Here is a 14,935-nt window from a genome sequence, read left to right on the forward strand (position 1 = left end):
CTATGACTAGTTTCTGTACGCAAAGATATTCAATTGTAAGTCCATGCTGTCGTTGCCTTTATAGCGATGGTTGACCAATGGAGCCGGGCGATACTGGCTGGTATTGATGTAATACCGGAAACCACTGTCTTCCAGTACGTTCATTACGTCGGCCAGGGTTTGTGGATGGTCGAGGTAAGCGTGGAATTCAACGAACAGATTCTGAACATGAGCCAGTGCATCATGGCAGTCGGTCAGTACGGCGGTTTCGGCTCCTTCGATGTCCATCTTGAGCATATCGATTCGGGTTTCACGGAGTAGGTAGTCACGAAGCCGAACGGAGGGGACAAGCTTACGGTCGGTCTGCGAGAAAATGGACGCCGAGTCGGCCTGGTCACTACCAAACCAGATGCCCTCTTCGCTGGTCCAGACGGCCTTCGTGATGACCTCAACGCCCGAAATCTGGTTCCGGCTCAGGTTGTTTTGCAGGGTAGCGCTGATCTGCTCGTCGGCTTCAAATGCGACGATACGGGCTGTCGGATAATGTTCGCGGAAATAGGCAACGCTGGTGCCGATGTTGGTGCCACAATCGAAAATGACCGGATTGGGTGTTGACGGTGTAAATCGGTAAAATTCATCGACGAAAATCTCCCGATACTGCCAGACGAACGACAGCGCATCAGGGACACGAAAATGGTATCGGCCAAACGTTACATCGACGGCTTGATTACGCGGTCGGTCGCCATATTGAATGGCCAGCCACAGTAACCGACGACCTTCAACTGAGCGTAGGAGTCGGGCCGTTTCGGTGAGTAAGAATTTAAAAAACCACATAAGCTATCTGGTTGCACAGAGATTCTCTTAGGAATGGAAGAAGCACAGGCTTCTTTGTGTATCTCCTTTTCTCGATGAATCTCCGTGTTATAACATTTACTTAGGTATAAATCGCTTTAGTAATCCGGTTACTGTTTCGTTGATATCCGTCGATAACTTCAACCCAATAACGAATCCGCCAAACAGACTAGTAATCAGCGCAGAACGCCAGGCAACGTCGAGAATGACTTTCCATTTGGGCGCATCGGCAGTTGGGTAGGGGATTTGCACCGATACCCACCAAACGGCCAACGCCAGGACAATAACGACCAGATTTCGCCAGGTGAAAGGCTGCAATTTAAAGGCGATGCCGACAAACAAGGTCCGAACAAAATTATACAGAAACGTAGCCAGCGCAGCCCCAATAGCCGCTCCGTTGATGCCGTAACTGGGTATTAGGTATTGATTAGCAGTAATCGTTATAAAAATTAGTAGCGCCATAAAAGCCGAATCGTAGGCGTAAAAGCGCGATGTATTCAGAATAATGCCGTTTACACCCGTAGCCATGTCGATCAGTTTACCCAGACCCAACCACAAGATTACGTAGTAACCAGCCGCATAATCAGGGGGAAGAAACCGGAACACGTTCGACAGATTAGCGGCTACGCCAACGAACACCAAGCAACCCGCAATAAGCTGATTCAGACAGCTTTTGCGGTAAATCATGGCAATGTTTTGTAGATCATTGGTTTTCCAGGATTCGGCAATGAGGGTTCCTGAAACTTTGTAGAGCATCGTAGCCGGAATCGCGATCACAGCCGCAAAATACGAGGCCGTTCCGTACACACCTGTATCACCCAACCCCTGTTTGCTGTTAATCATCACTTTATCGATGGTCCAGACGATCTGAGTCGATAGAGCCGATGTAAGCGTGATACCTGCATAGCGCATCAGATTTCGGCGCAATGTTGCATCCAAAGCGACGAACCGACGACTGAAAAACAGAGCTTCGTCGCGGGCGATACTGATCATCATGACGAGTAGGGGAATCAGAAACGCCAACAGCCACACACCCAAAAATTGCGGTAACGTAACCCAGCCTAACCAATATAAACCCCCGGCCAGCAGGATGAGAATCCGTTGTACGAACTGTTGCAGAATAGTGCCCGTAACCGGATCGTACAGCAGCCGGGCATAGTTGTCGAATACGGTGAAGTATACGGTAAACAGTGTCAGTGGGATCAACAGGTAATAGTATTCGACGAACAGAGCCGAATCTTTTTGATACCACTCAATGACCCACGGACGAGCCAGCCACAGGACGAATGCACAAAGACAGAAGCCAGCTAGTGTAGTCAGACAGGCGATGAGCAGATACCCATTGTGTTGGCGCTCGGCATTTCGGAAAAAAGGAAAATAGCGGCCTCCCGCTCCATTCAATCCCAAATTAGAGGCCTGAGCGAGAACCTGCGATAGCGAAATTAATAATGTTAACAGCCCAACAACCTGCGTCCCCTGAAATATATTCGGAAAGAAAACCCCCTGCGTCAAAAATCCAACGGCCACACCCGCGTAGGCATAAATGGAACTCTGAATGGTCTGCCGTTTGATGATACCCATTTTTCAGTGAGCGAAAGAGTGAAAGAGTGAAAGAGCGAAATGCCATCCGGCAGCAATTCGCTCTTTCACTCTTTCACTCTTTCGCAATTAAATTCCAGCTAAGGGCTGTGCCTGCGGTGATGTTTTGTGTGGCGGTTTTGCCGAGGATGGCTTCGTAATAGCGTGTGTGCAGGCCGTTTGCCGGACGAATACTGCGGACGTTTTCGGGGGTGAAAGTTTCGCCAGCTTTTATGTCACGAACGACATACAGCGACCGTTTGAATTGAAGGCTTTTCTCTTCTTTGGGTGTAAGGGTATAACTCACCTGCCCCATTGCCAGATGCGCTCGGTCGGTTTCGATGACCAGGTTTTTTAGCTCGTCGGGTTCCAGCGAAAAAGCGGAGTCAACACCACCGTCAGCCCGGCGTAGCGTAACGTGTTTTTCGAGGACTACAGCTCCGAGGGCTACGGCGGCTACGGCTGCACCAATGCCCATCGTGTGGTCTGAAAGCCCTACTGGTACATCGAACAGATCACGCATGTGTGGTATCGTGTGCAGGTTGGTACTTTCGGGCGTAGCTGGGTAGGTACTGGTGCATTTGAGCAACACGAGGTCTTTGCAACCATTGGCCCGGAGTACGTTAACGGATTCATCCAGATCAGCCACCGAAGCTACACCTGTGCTCATAATGACTGGCTTACCCGTTTGCGCTACTTTTTTGAGCAGGATATGGTCGGTATTTTCAAACGACGCAATTTTGTACAGCGGTACGTTGAGTGATTCCAGAAAATCGACGGCGGTCGTATCGAAGGGCGAGCTGAACGCGATCATGCCTCGCTTCTGGGCGTGTTCGAAGATAGGCTTGTGCCATTCCCAGGGCGTATAGGCTTCTTTATACAGCTTATACAGATTTTTGTCGGCCCAGAGCGATTTGGCATCTCGAATGTAAAACTCCTCAGAAGCCCCATTGAAGGTGATGGTATCGGGGGTATAGGTCTGGAGCTTAAGGGCATGGGCACCCGCATCGGCTACCGCATCGACAATTTCCAGGGCTCGTTCCAGCGATTGGTTATGATTGCCCGACATCTCGGCGATAACAAACGGACGATGTTCGGGGCTGATGGTATAGTGGGCAACCTGAATCGGTTGTGTGCTACTCATTGACTGTTTATATAAAGCAGGCTTTGCGTTGGCTGGCCTGATGTGATCCGGCCTGATGAAGATGGGCTGGAATCCCCAAATTTACCGTTTTCACCTGACAATCTGAAACCGGCTCGTTCAAAGGCTCGTATGGATGCCTGATTATCCGGTTTAATGTATGCATGAATGGTAACGGCTTCCCAGCGTTCCCGGCAAATAAAACAGGCTTGGCGGAGGAGTTGAGGGGCCAGGCCTTTCCCCCGGTAGTTCGCGTCAAGTGAAAGGCTAATGATGATTTCGTCGGGCATATCGGCCACGGGCGTTCGCTCGAAGCGCACCTGACCAACTGCTTGTCCGGTATCACTCAAAAAAAGGAGCAACAGGGCATTGGGGTCGGCTAATTTACGCGTAAACCAGGCCGTATGCGTTTCCAGTGAAATCGGGGCTGAATTGAACGACTGCCGCCGGGTATCAGGGTCATTGGCCCAGTCGAAATAAAGCTGGGCATCGGTAGGGCGGGCAGTGCGATAGGTTAGCATAGCTGATTCGCAAACGTTTGCTCGAATTAAGCACTTAAATTTCGAAATAAAGCACGAAAACGGCTGGGTGATTGCCCATCGAAAAAATGACGTTGAGCCAGTAGAGAATCGCTAACGATTTCACTGGTCGGCTGGATAGACTGAATGGCTAATCGAATTTGCTCGTCCAGACCCAGAACAGGAATCTGATTTGTCAGATAGGTGGTAAACAGCACAGACAAGGCTAGTTTTTCTTCAGACTGGAACCGGGCCAGACGTATCTGGTTGTCGGCTGTTACGACAGTGATCAATGGGCGGTTGATAGCGCACACTTCATAACTGATTGTGCTACTAGCCGTAATTGCCAGACTGCACGCTTGTAACGTGTCAACCATCTGACTGGCACTGCGATTTTGCAGAACGGTTAGATTGGGTAGCTGCGACTGAAACGCTTCAATCGCTGGTCGATTAGGGTGAAATGGCCCTAAAACGATTTGAACAGGTAAATGACGATCTACTTTTTGGATGCCCTGCAATACTTCAAGTGATCGGTTTTCAGGATCAGCACCTCCCAGACTCACAAAAATAGGCCCATCGATGGAGGGTTTGGCAAACCCTTCTGGTCTAAGAAACTCGGGCCGCAGCATGGCATAATGCGGCCCCAGACAGAATTGAGTATATGGTTCAGCATCGTACTCATCAGCCGAAACACCACCCGCATGATTGATAACTACATCCGCTACCTGATGGCCTGTAACCAAGTCATCAATAAACACCAGTTTACGGGCTTTTGAACGTACTGAACGCTGAAAGGCTTCATCAAATGTGTAGCCGTCCAGTACGACTATTTCATCTGTCGCAATCTGGTTGATAAATGCCAACTGGGAGCCTGATGCTGGCAGCGACAAAACGGCAAGGCCAGTCGCTTCGATCTGGTTTTCAATGGTATAAGTTGGCTCCGCAATGGCAAAACGCATTGAAAAATCGTCTCTGAGCATGTTGGCCAAGGCCAGACAACGCATCACATGTCCAAGACCAATCTGAGCATTTCCATCCGCTCGAAAAAGTAGTCGACTCATAAATCAATGCATAATGGACAATAGATAATGGATAATGGAGAGAATTCTAACATCACATTGTTCATTGTTCATTATGCATTTTAAATTTTATTTCGGCGATTTGCCAGTCTGCTTCGTTATCAATGTCGTGGGCATCCAGTTCTGAAATGACAATACCTCCTGCGTTTTCGGTGATGAGTCGACGGCTTTGCAGAAAGGAAGCAACGTTGAAAAAATAAAACTGGCCAGCATCATGATAAGCAAGTTCCAAATCCTGCGAGCGGGTGAGGGCATGCTCAGGTTGAAACCAAGCCACTTTTGAGTCGTGTAACCGGACTGCCCGTTGAATGGGAAAACTGAACGGCTGAACCGGATAGACCGTATCGAATGGATGATCGATAAGTTTTGAAAATGCCTGTTTAAGCAGCCTGGGTGTCACAAAAGGGGCTGTAGGATATAAACAACAGGCATACTCGAACGAACGCCCCCGTTCGGCATACTGATTCAGGACCTCCCGCAGCACGTCGGCTGTTGTCGCATAATCATCGGCTGTTTCAGCCCGACGTAAAAAGGGAACCGATGCACCGTATTCCTGACTAATAGCAGCAATCTCATCATCATCGGTCGATACCATCACCTCATCGAACAAACCGGATTCGTGTGCTGCCTGAATGGCATAGGCGATAATCGGTTTGCCCAGAAACGGACGAATATTTTTTCGTGGGATACGTTTGCTGCCACCTCGGGCCGTAATGATAGCCACCGTGCTCATAAGCCCATAAACTCGTTGACGCAGGCAATGACATACTCCTGTTCCGAATCGGTCAGCGTCGGGAACATGGGTAGGCTAAGGCAGCGGGCATAGTAGTGTTCGGCTTTGGGGAAATCGCCCGGTTTCCAGCCAAACTGCCGATAGTAGGGCATCAGGTGTACAGGTATGTAATGGACCTGCGCCATAATCTGTTTAGTTCGCAAAAAGTCGTATAAGCCCTTCCGGTCGTCTACCTGAATCACATACAAATGATACGCATGGCTTCCGTCGATAGGCGGAGCTATTGTCGTGATAACGGTCTCCGCGAAGGCTTCGTCGTAGCGTTTGGCAATTTCCTGTCGCCGGGCCAACATCTCATCAACACGACTAAGCTGACTCGTTCCCAGAGCGGCCTGCATGTCGGTTAGTCGGTAGTTATACCCCAGTTCCTGCATTTGCATATACCAGCCACCCCGTTCAGGTTCGCCCAGGTAGGGTTCAATCAGTTCATCTGGTTTGTTGGTAATGCCGTGTGTTCGGAGCCGAAGCAGGTGCTTATACAACGCTTCGTCGTTGGTGGTAATCATACCGCCTTCACCGGCGGCAATGTGTTTGACCGGATGAAAACTAAAAATGGCCAGTTCGGCCAGCGACCCATCGCCACACCGATGCACAGTGCCTTTAGCGTCGGTAAACGAACCTCCCGGTGCATGACAGGCATCTTCCAGAATCCACAAACCGTATTCATCCGCCAGCTTTCGAAACGCAGCCAGATCGACTGGGTATCCCGCAAAATCAACAGGAACGATCCCCGAAAAATAACCTTTCGGATGCTGATCAAGTAATTTGCGTACAGCATTTACATCGAGTACGGCTGTTTTGGGGTCGATGTCGGCGAAGTATACTTCCCCCCCGCAGTATCGAACGCAGTTGGCCGAAGCTGAAAACGTAATAGGGGTTGTGATGACCCGTGTACCTTCGGTGACACCCAGCGACATGCAGGCCAGATGCAATGCCGCCGTTCCATTGGCGACCGCGACCGCATACTGACAACCAATATAAGCCGCAAAGGCCGATTCGAATGTAGCAATATGTGGCCCCTGGGTCAGAAAAGGGCCACGCAGAACGTTGGCAACGGCGTCAATGTCTTCGTCGGTAATGTGCTGGCGGCCGTAGGGGATTGGAGTCATAAATCAGTAATGCGGGTGGAAGCCCGCTTTAGTTGGCAACGGATTGCGGGTTTCCACCCGTATTACACCTCAAAATCAGGGGCAACGTGTTGCCGAATCTGTTCCCGGAGCTGGTCAATGGTAAGCCAATCGGTATTGGTGCCGGAATTGTATTTGAAGCCCATGTCGACTTGGCGACCGTTAAATGCTTTCATATAGTCGTCAATGCTCCAGGTGGGTGTTGAAGGCGTAATGACGTAATACTTAGCCGTCTCAACGGTGTTGAGTGAGTCGGTTTCGGTAATCATTTCTTCATGCAGTTTTTCGCCCGGACGGATACCTACTAACTTCTGTTCGCAGTTGGGGCCGATGGCTGTGGCAACATCCGTAATCCGGTACGAAGGAATCTTCGGTACGAAAATCTCGCCACCCCAGGCATGTTCGAGCGCATGAAACACCATTTCGACACCCTCTTCCAGCGAAATGTTGAAACGGGTCATGTCGGGGTGGGTAATCGGTAACACCCCTTCTTTCCGCTTTTCAAGAAAGAACGGCACCACCGAACCCCGCGAGCCGATTACATTGCCGTAGCGAACAACCGAGAACCGCAGATCGCGGCTCCCTTTCATATTGTTAGCAGCTACAAACAACTTGTCGGAACAGAGTTTGGTAGCACCATAGAGGTTGATAGGGGCGGCTGCTTTGTCCGTCGAAAGGGCTACAACGCGCTGAACGCCATTGTCAAGCGCGGCATTGATAACATTTTCGGCACCGAATACATTTGTTTTGATACACTCCATCGGGTTGTACTCGGCGGCTGGTACCTGTTTTAAGGCAGCAGCATGAACAATGATGTCGATCCCTTCGCAGGCCCGTTTGAGCCGTTCGGCATCGCGCACATCCCCAATAAAAAACCGGATGGATTTGTATTTACCATGTGGGTAATGCTGCGACATTTCGAACTGTTTTAGTTCGTCGCGGGAGTAAATAACTAAGCGTTTGAGATTCGGGTGTCGCTGGTACATCATTTCGACAAACTTCTTGCCAAATGAGCCAGTACCACCCGTAATCAGAATCGATTTATTGGTTAGATCAAGCATAGTCGTGTTTTTAATTAATGCATAATTAATAATGGGTAATGCATAATGCGGAACAGCCATTGTGCATTACCCATTTTTCATTGCCCATTTTTATACCCTTCGGTTTCGCGGACGGCTTTCAGCAGGTCTGCCAGTTCGGTAGCAAGGGCTGACTGCTGAGTAGCAAGGTTGTCCGTTTCGCCGAGATTCGCTTTTAAATTATACAACTGTGGTTTTGGTGCGTAGCCGGTTTCAATATTGACTTCGGGCATATGTACCTGACCGTTGTGGGGTTCAATGTATTTCCAGTCATCTCGAATAATCGAAAGTGTTCCATTTAATGCATGTTCTACCACATACTCCCGATGCTTTTTCGATTTTCCGAGAAACGTATCCAGTGAATTGAAACTGTCCCGAGCGTCGATTTTAGACAGCGGTTGACCCGTGAGTGCCGCAAACGATGCCATCAGATCGACCTGACTTACCAACGCATCACTAACTCCCGGCTTAACCTGGCCTGGCCAACGAACGATAAACGGTACCCGCGTTCCGGCATCGAAAGCACTGTATTTACCTCCGCGAAGTGGTCCGGCTGGTTTATGATTTCCCAGTTTTTCAACCGCCTGATCGTTGTAGCCATCATCCACGACCGGACCATTATCGCTGCTTATAATGACCATCGTGTTTTGGCTAAGGCCCAATCGGTCGAGTGTTTTCAGGACTTCGCCTACACACCAGTCCAGTTGCAGAACCACATCGCCCCGTGGGCCCATGCCACTTTTGCCCGCAAATCGAGGATTCGGCATACGCGGCACGTGAATGTCGTGGGTTGAAAAGTAAACGAAAAACGGCCCTTCTTGACTAGTTTCAATAAACTGATTCACTTTGCCAACCAGCACATCGGCCATCGTTTCATCAACCCACCGGGCCGATTTGCCTCCACTCATATACCCAATTCGACTGACGCCATTTACAATGGTTTGGTCATGGCCGTGGGAATAGGTCATTTTGAGCAATTCAGGATGTGCTTTGCCAGTCGGATCGCTTCCAATAGGTGTTGTATAACTCACCTGAATCGGGTCTTTAGGATCGAGCCCTACCACCCGATGATTTTCTACATACACACAAGGCACCCGGTCGCCGGTAGCAGGGAGGAGGTAAGAATACGTAAAGCCGATTTCGAGCGGACCGGGTTTGATGTCGCCATTCCAGTTGGGGCCACCCTGAGGGCCTAACCCCAGATGCCATTTGCCCACAACGCCTGTTTTATAGCCTGCTTTCTGTAAAATACCAGGCAGTGTTGTTCGATTGGTTGGGATCAATAAAGCAGCATCGCCGGGTGCAATACCCGTTCCCGATTTCCGCCAGGCATACGAACCGGTTAGCAGTGTATAGCGTGAGGGCGTGCAGGTCGACGAAGATGCGTGGGCATTGGTAAAGCGAAGTCCCTCGCGGGCAACTCGGTCAATATTGGGTGTCTGAATTTGAGTGGCCCCATAGCAACTAAGATCGCCATAGCCTAGATCATCGGCATAGATCAGTACGATATTCGGTTTTTGCTGGGCCACCGCTTCCAGGCTAATCAGCCAGAACATGTTGAAGCACAGATATAGTAGTTGTTGGTAACGGCGCTGGTTCATGGCTTAGTGACGGATTGGGAAAGCTTTTCACGCTCGAAAGCGTCGATATAGCTTTTCGCGCTGGCGTTGATAATTTTTACTCCCTGATCATCGGCATAGTCCCTAAGAACTTCATAGCCCCGAAATACTTTATGCAGCGATAAAAACTGCGAAGCCATTGAAAAGGTACGTTGGCGTTGCGCATCGGAGTATACCGGCTGATGCGTAACATCTTTCGGTTTATCGTAGAAGTGAATCTGCTTAATCAGTAACTGATTCTGATCATTGAGCCGGATTTGTTCATGCCAGGATGTATCGGCCCCAAACAGATAAATCCGTTCGAACTTTCGGTTGATCATCAGGGCCAATGCGGCAATGATAACCGTCTGCGCCTGTGGCATGCCTAAGCCTCTGGCATACAGCCAGTAAACCAGCTTCCGAAAGCCCCGCACAACGGTATAGTTGAAATAAACGACTGAAATAGCCGGATTACTCTGCTCAATGATTTTCAGCAGATAGGAACCTTTGGCAAAATGGGGAACGTATAGCGTCATGGGCCAGTTGACGCGCTCGCGGAAAGCGGTTAGTGTCTGTCGAATGTCGTCGCGGTCGGTGGTTTGTTCCGTAAAAACGAAATAGTTTGGGTCCGAAATAATGTAGTCCTGCGGCTGTAATCGGGTAAAAATGTCGGCGTGGGCAAAGTTGTTGACGCAGACAATTTCGGTTTGTTTGATAAAATCAAATTGGTCGGCCAGTGATTCGTTTAGTGATGGACCATTGCCTAAAACCGAACAAACCGGCCGTTGACGCGCGGGCAGGCGAGTGGCATGTTGGAAACGCATGGCCACTTTCAGCAGCGATACCAGCGATGCGAATAATGCATTCAGAAATTGACTAACCGAATTAAAAACTGCTTCAATCATGCCGTCGGCTCGGGGCGAAGGCTCCTTTTTTCCTGTAAAATAACGAAGAAAATAGCAGACCGACACAGTTGGCTTAGAAGCTGTTTGCGTTCGTGGTGGCAGGTTGTAAGAACCTGTCTTCACCCTAAATGGGAAAAAGCTGTACGTTGACGAACTCAAACAACTTCTTATGTGCGCACATATTAGAATGATTGACTCGCAACATGCTAAACCAGTCAACCATTCTGAAAGATAAGCTAAAGTGCTTTCTCGAAAATCAGTTTCGGTGATTCAGAAGCGCCCAGATTTCGCTTAAATCGCATCAGGCTCGGTTTAGGATTGTGGAAGTTGTCGAGCGATACACCCAGATCAAGCAGTTGAATGTGGTTATGCTGGCAGTAGGTAAACAAACCGTTCACCAGCATAACCATCGGACTGAATATACGATAGGCGGGATTTGAAGCCGGCATAAAATAATAGAGAATGTCGTGACGAACGCGCACCGTTATAGCAAGTGCTGCCAGCTTTGAACCATCTGTAACGCAGAAAACCAGGAATTTATCGGGGAACGTATGCAATAACTTGGCGAGTCGTTCGGGTGATAGGGTTAAGCGATAGCCCAGTGTTTGTCGGGTATCGGTGATAAAATTTACCACGTCGGCTAGTACAGGATTGACCCATTGGTGAAAATGAAAATTAGCTCGTTGACAGGCGCGCAGCCGTCGGCGTTCCTGGGATTGAATAACTTGTTCGAAAGATCGATTACTGATGGGTAAATAAGCGTTTTGATGGCTTGCCACTAGTTGGAACCCATGCCTGAACAATTTGGCAGTAAGTCGGTTTGCTTGTGAGGGGGCATAACAATCAGGGTAATTTACAAGTCGTAAGGTGGGCTTTTTGAGGAGCCTGGCTGACGAAAGAAGGACGTCTAAAAACTGATCCAGCATCGCATCGGGGAGCGTTTCGTTAAATTCGATCGAGCCAAACGAAGCTTCTGCCGGACTGACCACCTGACTACGTTGACTAAAAAAAGCACACCGAATATCGGCCCGTTGCGTGAATTGGTTTACGGCTGTTAGTAGGTAAAAAGGACCATTGGCCTGTTGCCGAAGGTGATCTATTTCGTTAAAGAAAAAGCCTTCCTGATGGAATTCCGGCGTGTCAACATGATGCGGATTGTGCTGAAGTAAAAAATGATATGATTCCATGCAGCGACTGGTTGGATCATCAAGACGCAGGCTGCATAGAAAAAGTAACCTGGCGCAAACGAATTAGAATTTTAGTGCCTGGCTGTTTTGATTTATGAATCAAATGTAACTTAGTTGATGATGTTCGGACAGAGGAATGGTTTATAAGAAGAAATCAGCTTATACAGGTAAGCTTAGAGACATAGTTGTAATACTACGTTTCGTCGGGTTACCATCCTCTTTGGGCTGGCTTTTATCTGTTTATTACTTACAAAAAAGATGAAGGCACAATGCCCGTTAAGTACCAATACGACTCAGACATTGGTAACAGTTTGCTCGGGTTCTCTTGTCGACAGCTTACAGGTTAGAACGACCGCTTTCTGGCCAGATAAACTTGAATTGGTGCGTTTTGATAGCCCACAGGTAAATCCTTATAAGGGTGGTGTATCGTTGGGTGAGTTGATTTCGTCGAACGGTCTATTACATTGGCAAATACCTCCTGTGCCTGTTCACCTGCCAAATGTGTACTGATCGTCGTTCGTAAAATAAGAAGTGGACGCGCTGGAAAATAAAGGCAGGTCGTCAGAACGAACGTTCAACCCGCAGATGCTGTCGTCAGGCTATGTGTTGCGTAGGTAGGTATACGAAGAACGTAGCGCCCTTACCAGGTTGGCTGCTGGCTTTAATATACCCACGGTGATTTTCGGTAATCTTTTTAGCAATAGCCAGCCCAATACCTGTCCCTGGATATTTTCCCTGACCATGTAATCGCTGGAAGGTCCCAAAGATGCGTTCGGCATGTTGTGCGTCGAAACCAATCCCGTTGTCGGTCACTTCAATCAATGCGTAGTCGGATGGAGCGGCCAGTAGTAAAAATTCGGCTGGTAAATCGGATCGTTTTATCTGATTGCTCCGAATCCGAATGTGGGGAGCACAATCGGGCTTTGTAAATTTGAGCGCATTGGAGAGTAAATTCTGAAATAACTGCCGAAGCTGGCTCTCATCGCCGGGCACAGTGACCAACTCGTCAATGTCTATCTGAGCACCAGACTCCTGAATAGTAATATCCAGTTCATTCGCGACCGATTCGACAATCTCGCCTAACGACTGAGGACGCCATGTATCTGATTGTAATGTCAGCCGGGAATAGTCGAGCAGGTCTTTGATCAACAGCGACATCCGCTTTGCTGCCAGCACCATCCGATCAATAATATCGGCACCTTCCTCATCTAAATTAGGTGCATAAGCTACTTTCAATCGGTCGCCGAAGGAGCGGATCTTGCGAAGTGGCTCCTGCAAATCGTGCGAGGCTACGTAACTGAACGAGGCCAGTTCGGCATTCCGGTTCGTTAACTCCTGATTTTTGGCCAGTAGTTCTTCGTTGACAGCCTTCAGGTCGGCTTCGTATTTTGTGCGTTCCAGCTCAAATTCAGCTCGTTTGGCCACAATCTTTAATAGCGAGGCAATATATTCGGGCTGATCGATGGTCGATTGGTGCATAACCGTTAATATCCCAAACGCATTACCTTTTGTATCATACAATGGATAGCCAATGTAACCTTCTACATTGAACTGAACCAAGGTCTGATTTTTGGGAAACAGCCGGCGGCATTGGCTCGGGTATTTTGACAATTGTCCCTGAATGACCTGCTCACAGGGGCCATCGGGTAAGTCATACTGAATATTGCCGACGGTTTGGCCGAAAGCGGTGAGGGCAATGGTGCGAATGGCAAAATGATTCGGAGCGGGTTCAATCAGTTCGCCCAGGAAAACAAAATCCAGCCGGGTTTGCTCAGCAATGTACCTGACCAAGGAGTGGAAAAATTCGTCCCCAACTGAATACGTAGCAAACTTGTCGGAGAATTCGATCAGGAATCGTTGATCAACTTCCTGCTGTTCTAACTGTGATTTCAGTCGGCTATTTTCCCGGATAAGTGTGTCGATCTGTTCTTGTAACGGAACGGTGGGGGTCACGTCCATGGCGTTTTGGTTAAGCTTGCTTTAGAGTGTATCGAGGATAGGCATTCGATGTGCAGTATAAGCAAAAAATAAACCAAATAGAACTATAAGGGAAACTGAAAGTAGTTAATCGCTAACTTAATGATAAGTTAAGTGATCGAATACTCGAAAATAAGTTATCAGTAAGGGATATATAGATAGCTAGTTTAGTAACTAATTGGTTTCCGCTTGCCCAGGTGGGCGTACACGAGTTGAATAATACCATCTTTTAGCCCCAGATCTGGTACAATAATACGATCGGCACCAGCCCACTTCATCACTGAAATATAAATGTCGGAAGCTGGCACGATTACATCGGCGCGGTCTGCATTCAGGCGAAGTCGGTTGATGCGTTCGTCCAGACTGAACCCGGCAATATAATTTCGTATGCGTTCAATCTCGTCGCGGGTGGTTTCCGTCTCTGATATTTTAGAGGCCAGATTAAACAACTTACTAATGTTACCGCCCGTGCCAACCGCCACAACTTCCTGCGATGAGTCAATATTCTCTTCAACCCAATCCTCAATTTTGCGCCAGGCTCCTTTCGTTTCTTTGCCTTCCAGCAACCGAACCGACCCTATTTTGAACGATTTAGAATTGATTTTCTGCCGATTTTCATAGACGTTCAGTTCGGTGCTACCTCCCCCTACGTCGATGTGTAGGTACTGTTTATCATCAAGCGCCTGTACCACAACGTTATTGATCAGTTCGGCCTCTTTCCGACCATCGATGATGTGGATCTTAATCCCGGTTTGGGCTTCAATGCGTTTAGCTACCTCATGTCCGTTCGAGGATTCACGCATGGCCGATGTGGCGCAGGCCATATAATCTTCTACCTCATGCAGTTCCATCAGCAACTTATAAGCCTGCATGAGTTTGGTGGTTCGGGCTTCACTTTCCGGCGTAAGTGCGCCGAAATTGAATACGTCATGGCCCAATCGGAGCGGAAAACGAACATATTCTACCCGTTTGAAGCTAACCAGATTGTCGTTGTATAATACCGTTGAGATTTGCAGACGAGCTGCGTTAGAACCGATGTCGATAGCTGCCAGTTTCATTCAGTAAGAGCGAAAGAGTGAAAGAGCGAATGTGCGAAATTAAGTTTAGTAAAAAGACCGCTAC

The 14,935-nt window shown here is 48.6% G+C and carries 13 protein-coding genes; all 13 read right to left on the reverse strand.

All coding sequences use genetic code 11. The features are described from left to right. Positions 1-6: 6 nt before the first annotated feature. The 13 genes from B5M13_RS07380 to B5M13_RS07440 all read right to left on the reverse strand — a co-directional run bounded on the left by B5M13_RS07380 (position 7) and on the right by B5M13_RS07440 (position 14,871). Positions 7-813: an FkbM family methyltransferase gene (locus B5M13_RS07380; protein WP_080055068.1), complete on the reverse strand. Its 807-nt coding sequence runs from the start codon at positions 811-813 to the stop codon at positions 7-9. Between the two features lie 96 nt (positions 814-909). Continuing rightward, entirely contained in the window at positions 910-2,412 is a 1,503-nt protein-coding gene (locus B5M13_RS07385; RefSeq protein WP_080055069.1) for a lipopolysaccharide biosynthesis protein, read from the reverse strand. 73 nt (positions 2,413-2,485) lie between these two features. Further along, a complete protein-coding gene (gene pseI / locus B5M13_RS07390; protein ID WP_080055070.1) occupies positions 2,486-3,553 on the reverse strand; it encodes a pseudaminic acid synthase in 1,068 nt (355 codons plus the stop codon). After that, a complete protein-coding gene (locus tag B5M13_RS07395; protein ID WP_080055071.1) occupies positions 3,550-4,071 on the reverse strand; it encodes a GNAT family N-acetyltransferase in 522 nt (173 codons plus the stop codon). The genes pseI and B5M13_RS07395 overlap by 4 nt, the downstream gene beginning before the upstream one ends. A gap of 26 nt (positions 4,072-4,097) precedes the next feature. After that, positions 4,098-5,129: a UDP-2,4-diacetamido-2,4,6-trideoxy-beta-L-altropyranose hydrolase gene (gene pseG, locus B5M13_RS07400; protein ID WP_080055072.1), complete on the reverse strand. Its 1,032-nt coding sequence runs from the start codon at positions 5,127-5,129 to the stop codon at positions 4,098-4,100. A 61-nt stretch (positions 5,130-5,190) separates the two neighbouring features. Then, on the reverse strand, positions 5,191-5,880 hold the full coding sequence (gene pseF / locus B5M13_RS07405) for a pseudaminic acid cytidylyltransferase (protein WP_080055073.1): 690 nt from the start codon (positions 5,878-5,880) through the stop codon (positions 5,191-5,193). Further along, the gene (pseC, locus tag B5M13_RS07410; RefSeq protein ID WP_080055074.1) at positions 5,877-7,049 is read right to left on the reverse strand and encodes a UDP-4-amino-4,6-dideoxy-N-acetyl-beta-L-altrosamine transaminase; all 1,173 of its coding nucleotides are present in this window, start codon (positions 7,047-7,049) and stop codon (positions 5,877-5,879) included. The genes pseF and pseC overlap by 4 nt, the downstream gene beginning before the upstream one ends. A gap of 62 nt (positions 7,050-7,111) precedes the next feature. Then, positions 7,112-8,128 carry a UDP-N-acetylglucosamine 4,6-dehydratase (inverting) gene (gene pseB, locus B5M13_RS07415; RefSeq protein ID WP_080059831.1) on the reverse strand — a complete coding sequence of 339 codons (1,017 nt, stop codon included), beginning with the start codon at positions 8,126-8,128 and terminating at the stop codon, positions 7,112-7,114. A gap of 77 nt (positions 8,129-8,205) precedes the next feature. Next, positions 8,206-9,747 carry a sulfatase family protein gene (locus B5M13_RS07420; RefSeq protein ID WP_080055075.1) on the reverse strand — a complete coding sequence of 514 codons (1,542 nt, stop codon included), beginning with the start codon at positions 9,745-9,747 and terminating at the stop codon, positions 8,206-8,208. After that, the gene (locus tag B5M13_RS07425) at positions 9,744-10,649 is read right to left on the reverse strand and encodes a motility associated factor glycosyltransferase family protein (RefSeq protein ID WP_080059832.1); all 906 of its coding nucleotides are present in this window, start codon (positions 10,647-10,649) and stop codon (positions 9,744-9,746) included. Before B5M13_RS07425 ends, B5M13_RS07420 begins: the two co-directional genes overlap by 4 nt. Before the next feature lie 236 nt (positions 10,650-10,885). Next, complete coding sequence (locus B5M13_RS07430) at positions 10,886-11,836, reverse strand: GNAT family N-acetyltransferase (RefSeq protein ID WP_080055076.1); 951 nt, start codon at positions 11,834-11,836, stop codon at positions 10,886-10,888. Positions 11,837-12,430: 594 nt separating this feature from the next. Continuing rightward, positions 12,431-13,795, reverse strand: a complete 1,365-nt coding sequence (locus tag B5M13_RS07435) for a sensor histidine kinase (RefSeq protein WP_080055077.1) — start codon at positions 13,793-13,795, stop codon at positions 12,431-12,433. A 185-nt stretch (positions 13,796-13,980) separates the two neighbouring features. Next, positions 13,981-14,871 carry a Ppx/GppA phosphatase family protein gene (locus tag B5M13_RS07440; RefSeq protein WP_080055078.1) on the reverse strand — a complete coding sequence of 297 codons (891 nt, stop codon included), beginning with the start codon at positions 14,869-14,871 and terminating at the stop codon, positions 13,981-13,983. Positions 14,872-14,935: the final 64 nt, after the last annotated feature.

The sequence above is a fragment of the Spirosoma aerolatum genome (assembly GCF_002056795.1).
Lineage (GTDB): Bacteria > Bacteroidota > Bacteroidia > Cytophagales > Spirosomataceae > Spirosoma > Spirosoma aerolatum.

Coding starts and splice junctions, on each gene's coding strand:
- B5M13_RS07380 (WP_080055068.1), bottom strand. CDS start 813: ATGTGGTTTTTTAAATTCTTACTCACCGAAACGGCCCGACTCCTACGC.
- B5M13_RS07385 (WP_080055069.1), bottom strand. CDS start 2,412: ATGGGTATCATCAAACGGCAGACCATTCAGAGTTCCATTTATGCCTAC.
- pseI (WP_080055070.1), bottom strand. CDS start 3,553: ATGAGTAGCACACAACCGATTCAGGTTGCCCACTATACCATCAGCCCC.
- B5M13_RS07395 (WP_080055071.1), bottom strand. CDS start 4,071: ATGCTAACCTATCGCACTGCCCGCCCTACCGATGCCCAGCTTTATTTC.
- pseG (WP_080055072.1), bottom strand. CDS start 5,129: ATGAGTCGACTACTTTTTCGAGCGGATGGAAATGCTCAGATTGGTCTT.
- pseF (WP_080055073.1), bottom strand. CDS start 5,880: ATGAGCACGGTGGCTATCATTACGGCCCGAGGTGGCAGCAAACGTATC.
- pseC (WP_080055074.1), bottom strand. CDS start 7,049: ATGACTCCAATCCCCTACGGCCGCCAGCACATTACCGACGAAGACATT.
- pseB (WP_080059831.1), bottom strand. CDS start 8,128: ATGCTTGATCTAACCAATAAATCGATTCTGATTACGGGTGGTACTGGC.
- B5M13_RS07420 (WP_080055075.1), bottom strand. CDS start 9,747: ATGAACCAGCGCCGTTACCAACAACTACTATATCTGTGCTTCAACATG.
- B5M13_RS07425 (WP_080059832.1), bottom strand. CDS start 10,649: ATGATTGAAGCAGTTTTTAATTCGGTTAGTCAATTTCTGAATGCATTA.
- B5M13_RS07430 (WP_080055076.1), bottom strand. CDS start 11,836: ATGGAATCATATCATTTTTTACTTCAGCACAATCCGCATCATGTTGAC.
- B5M13_RS07435 (WP_080055077.1), bottom strand. CDS start 13,795: ATGGACGTGACCCCCACCGTTCCGTTACAAGAACAGATCGACACACTT.
- B5M13_RS07440 (WP_080055078.1), bottom strand. CDS start 14,871: ATGAAACTGGCAGCTATCGACATCGGTTCTAACGCAGCTCGTCTGCAA.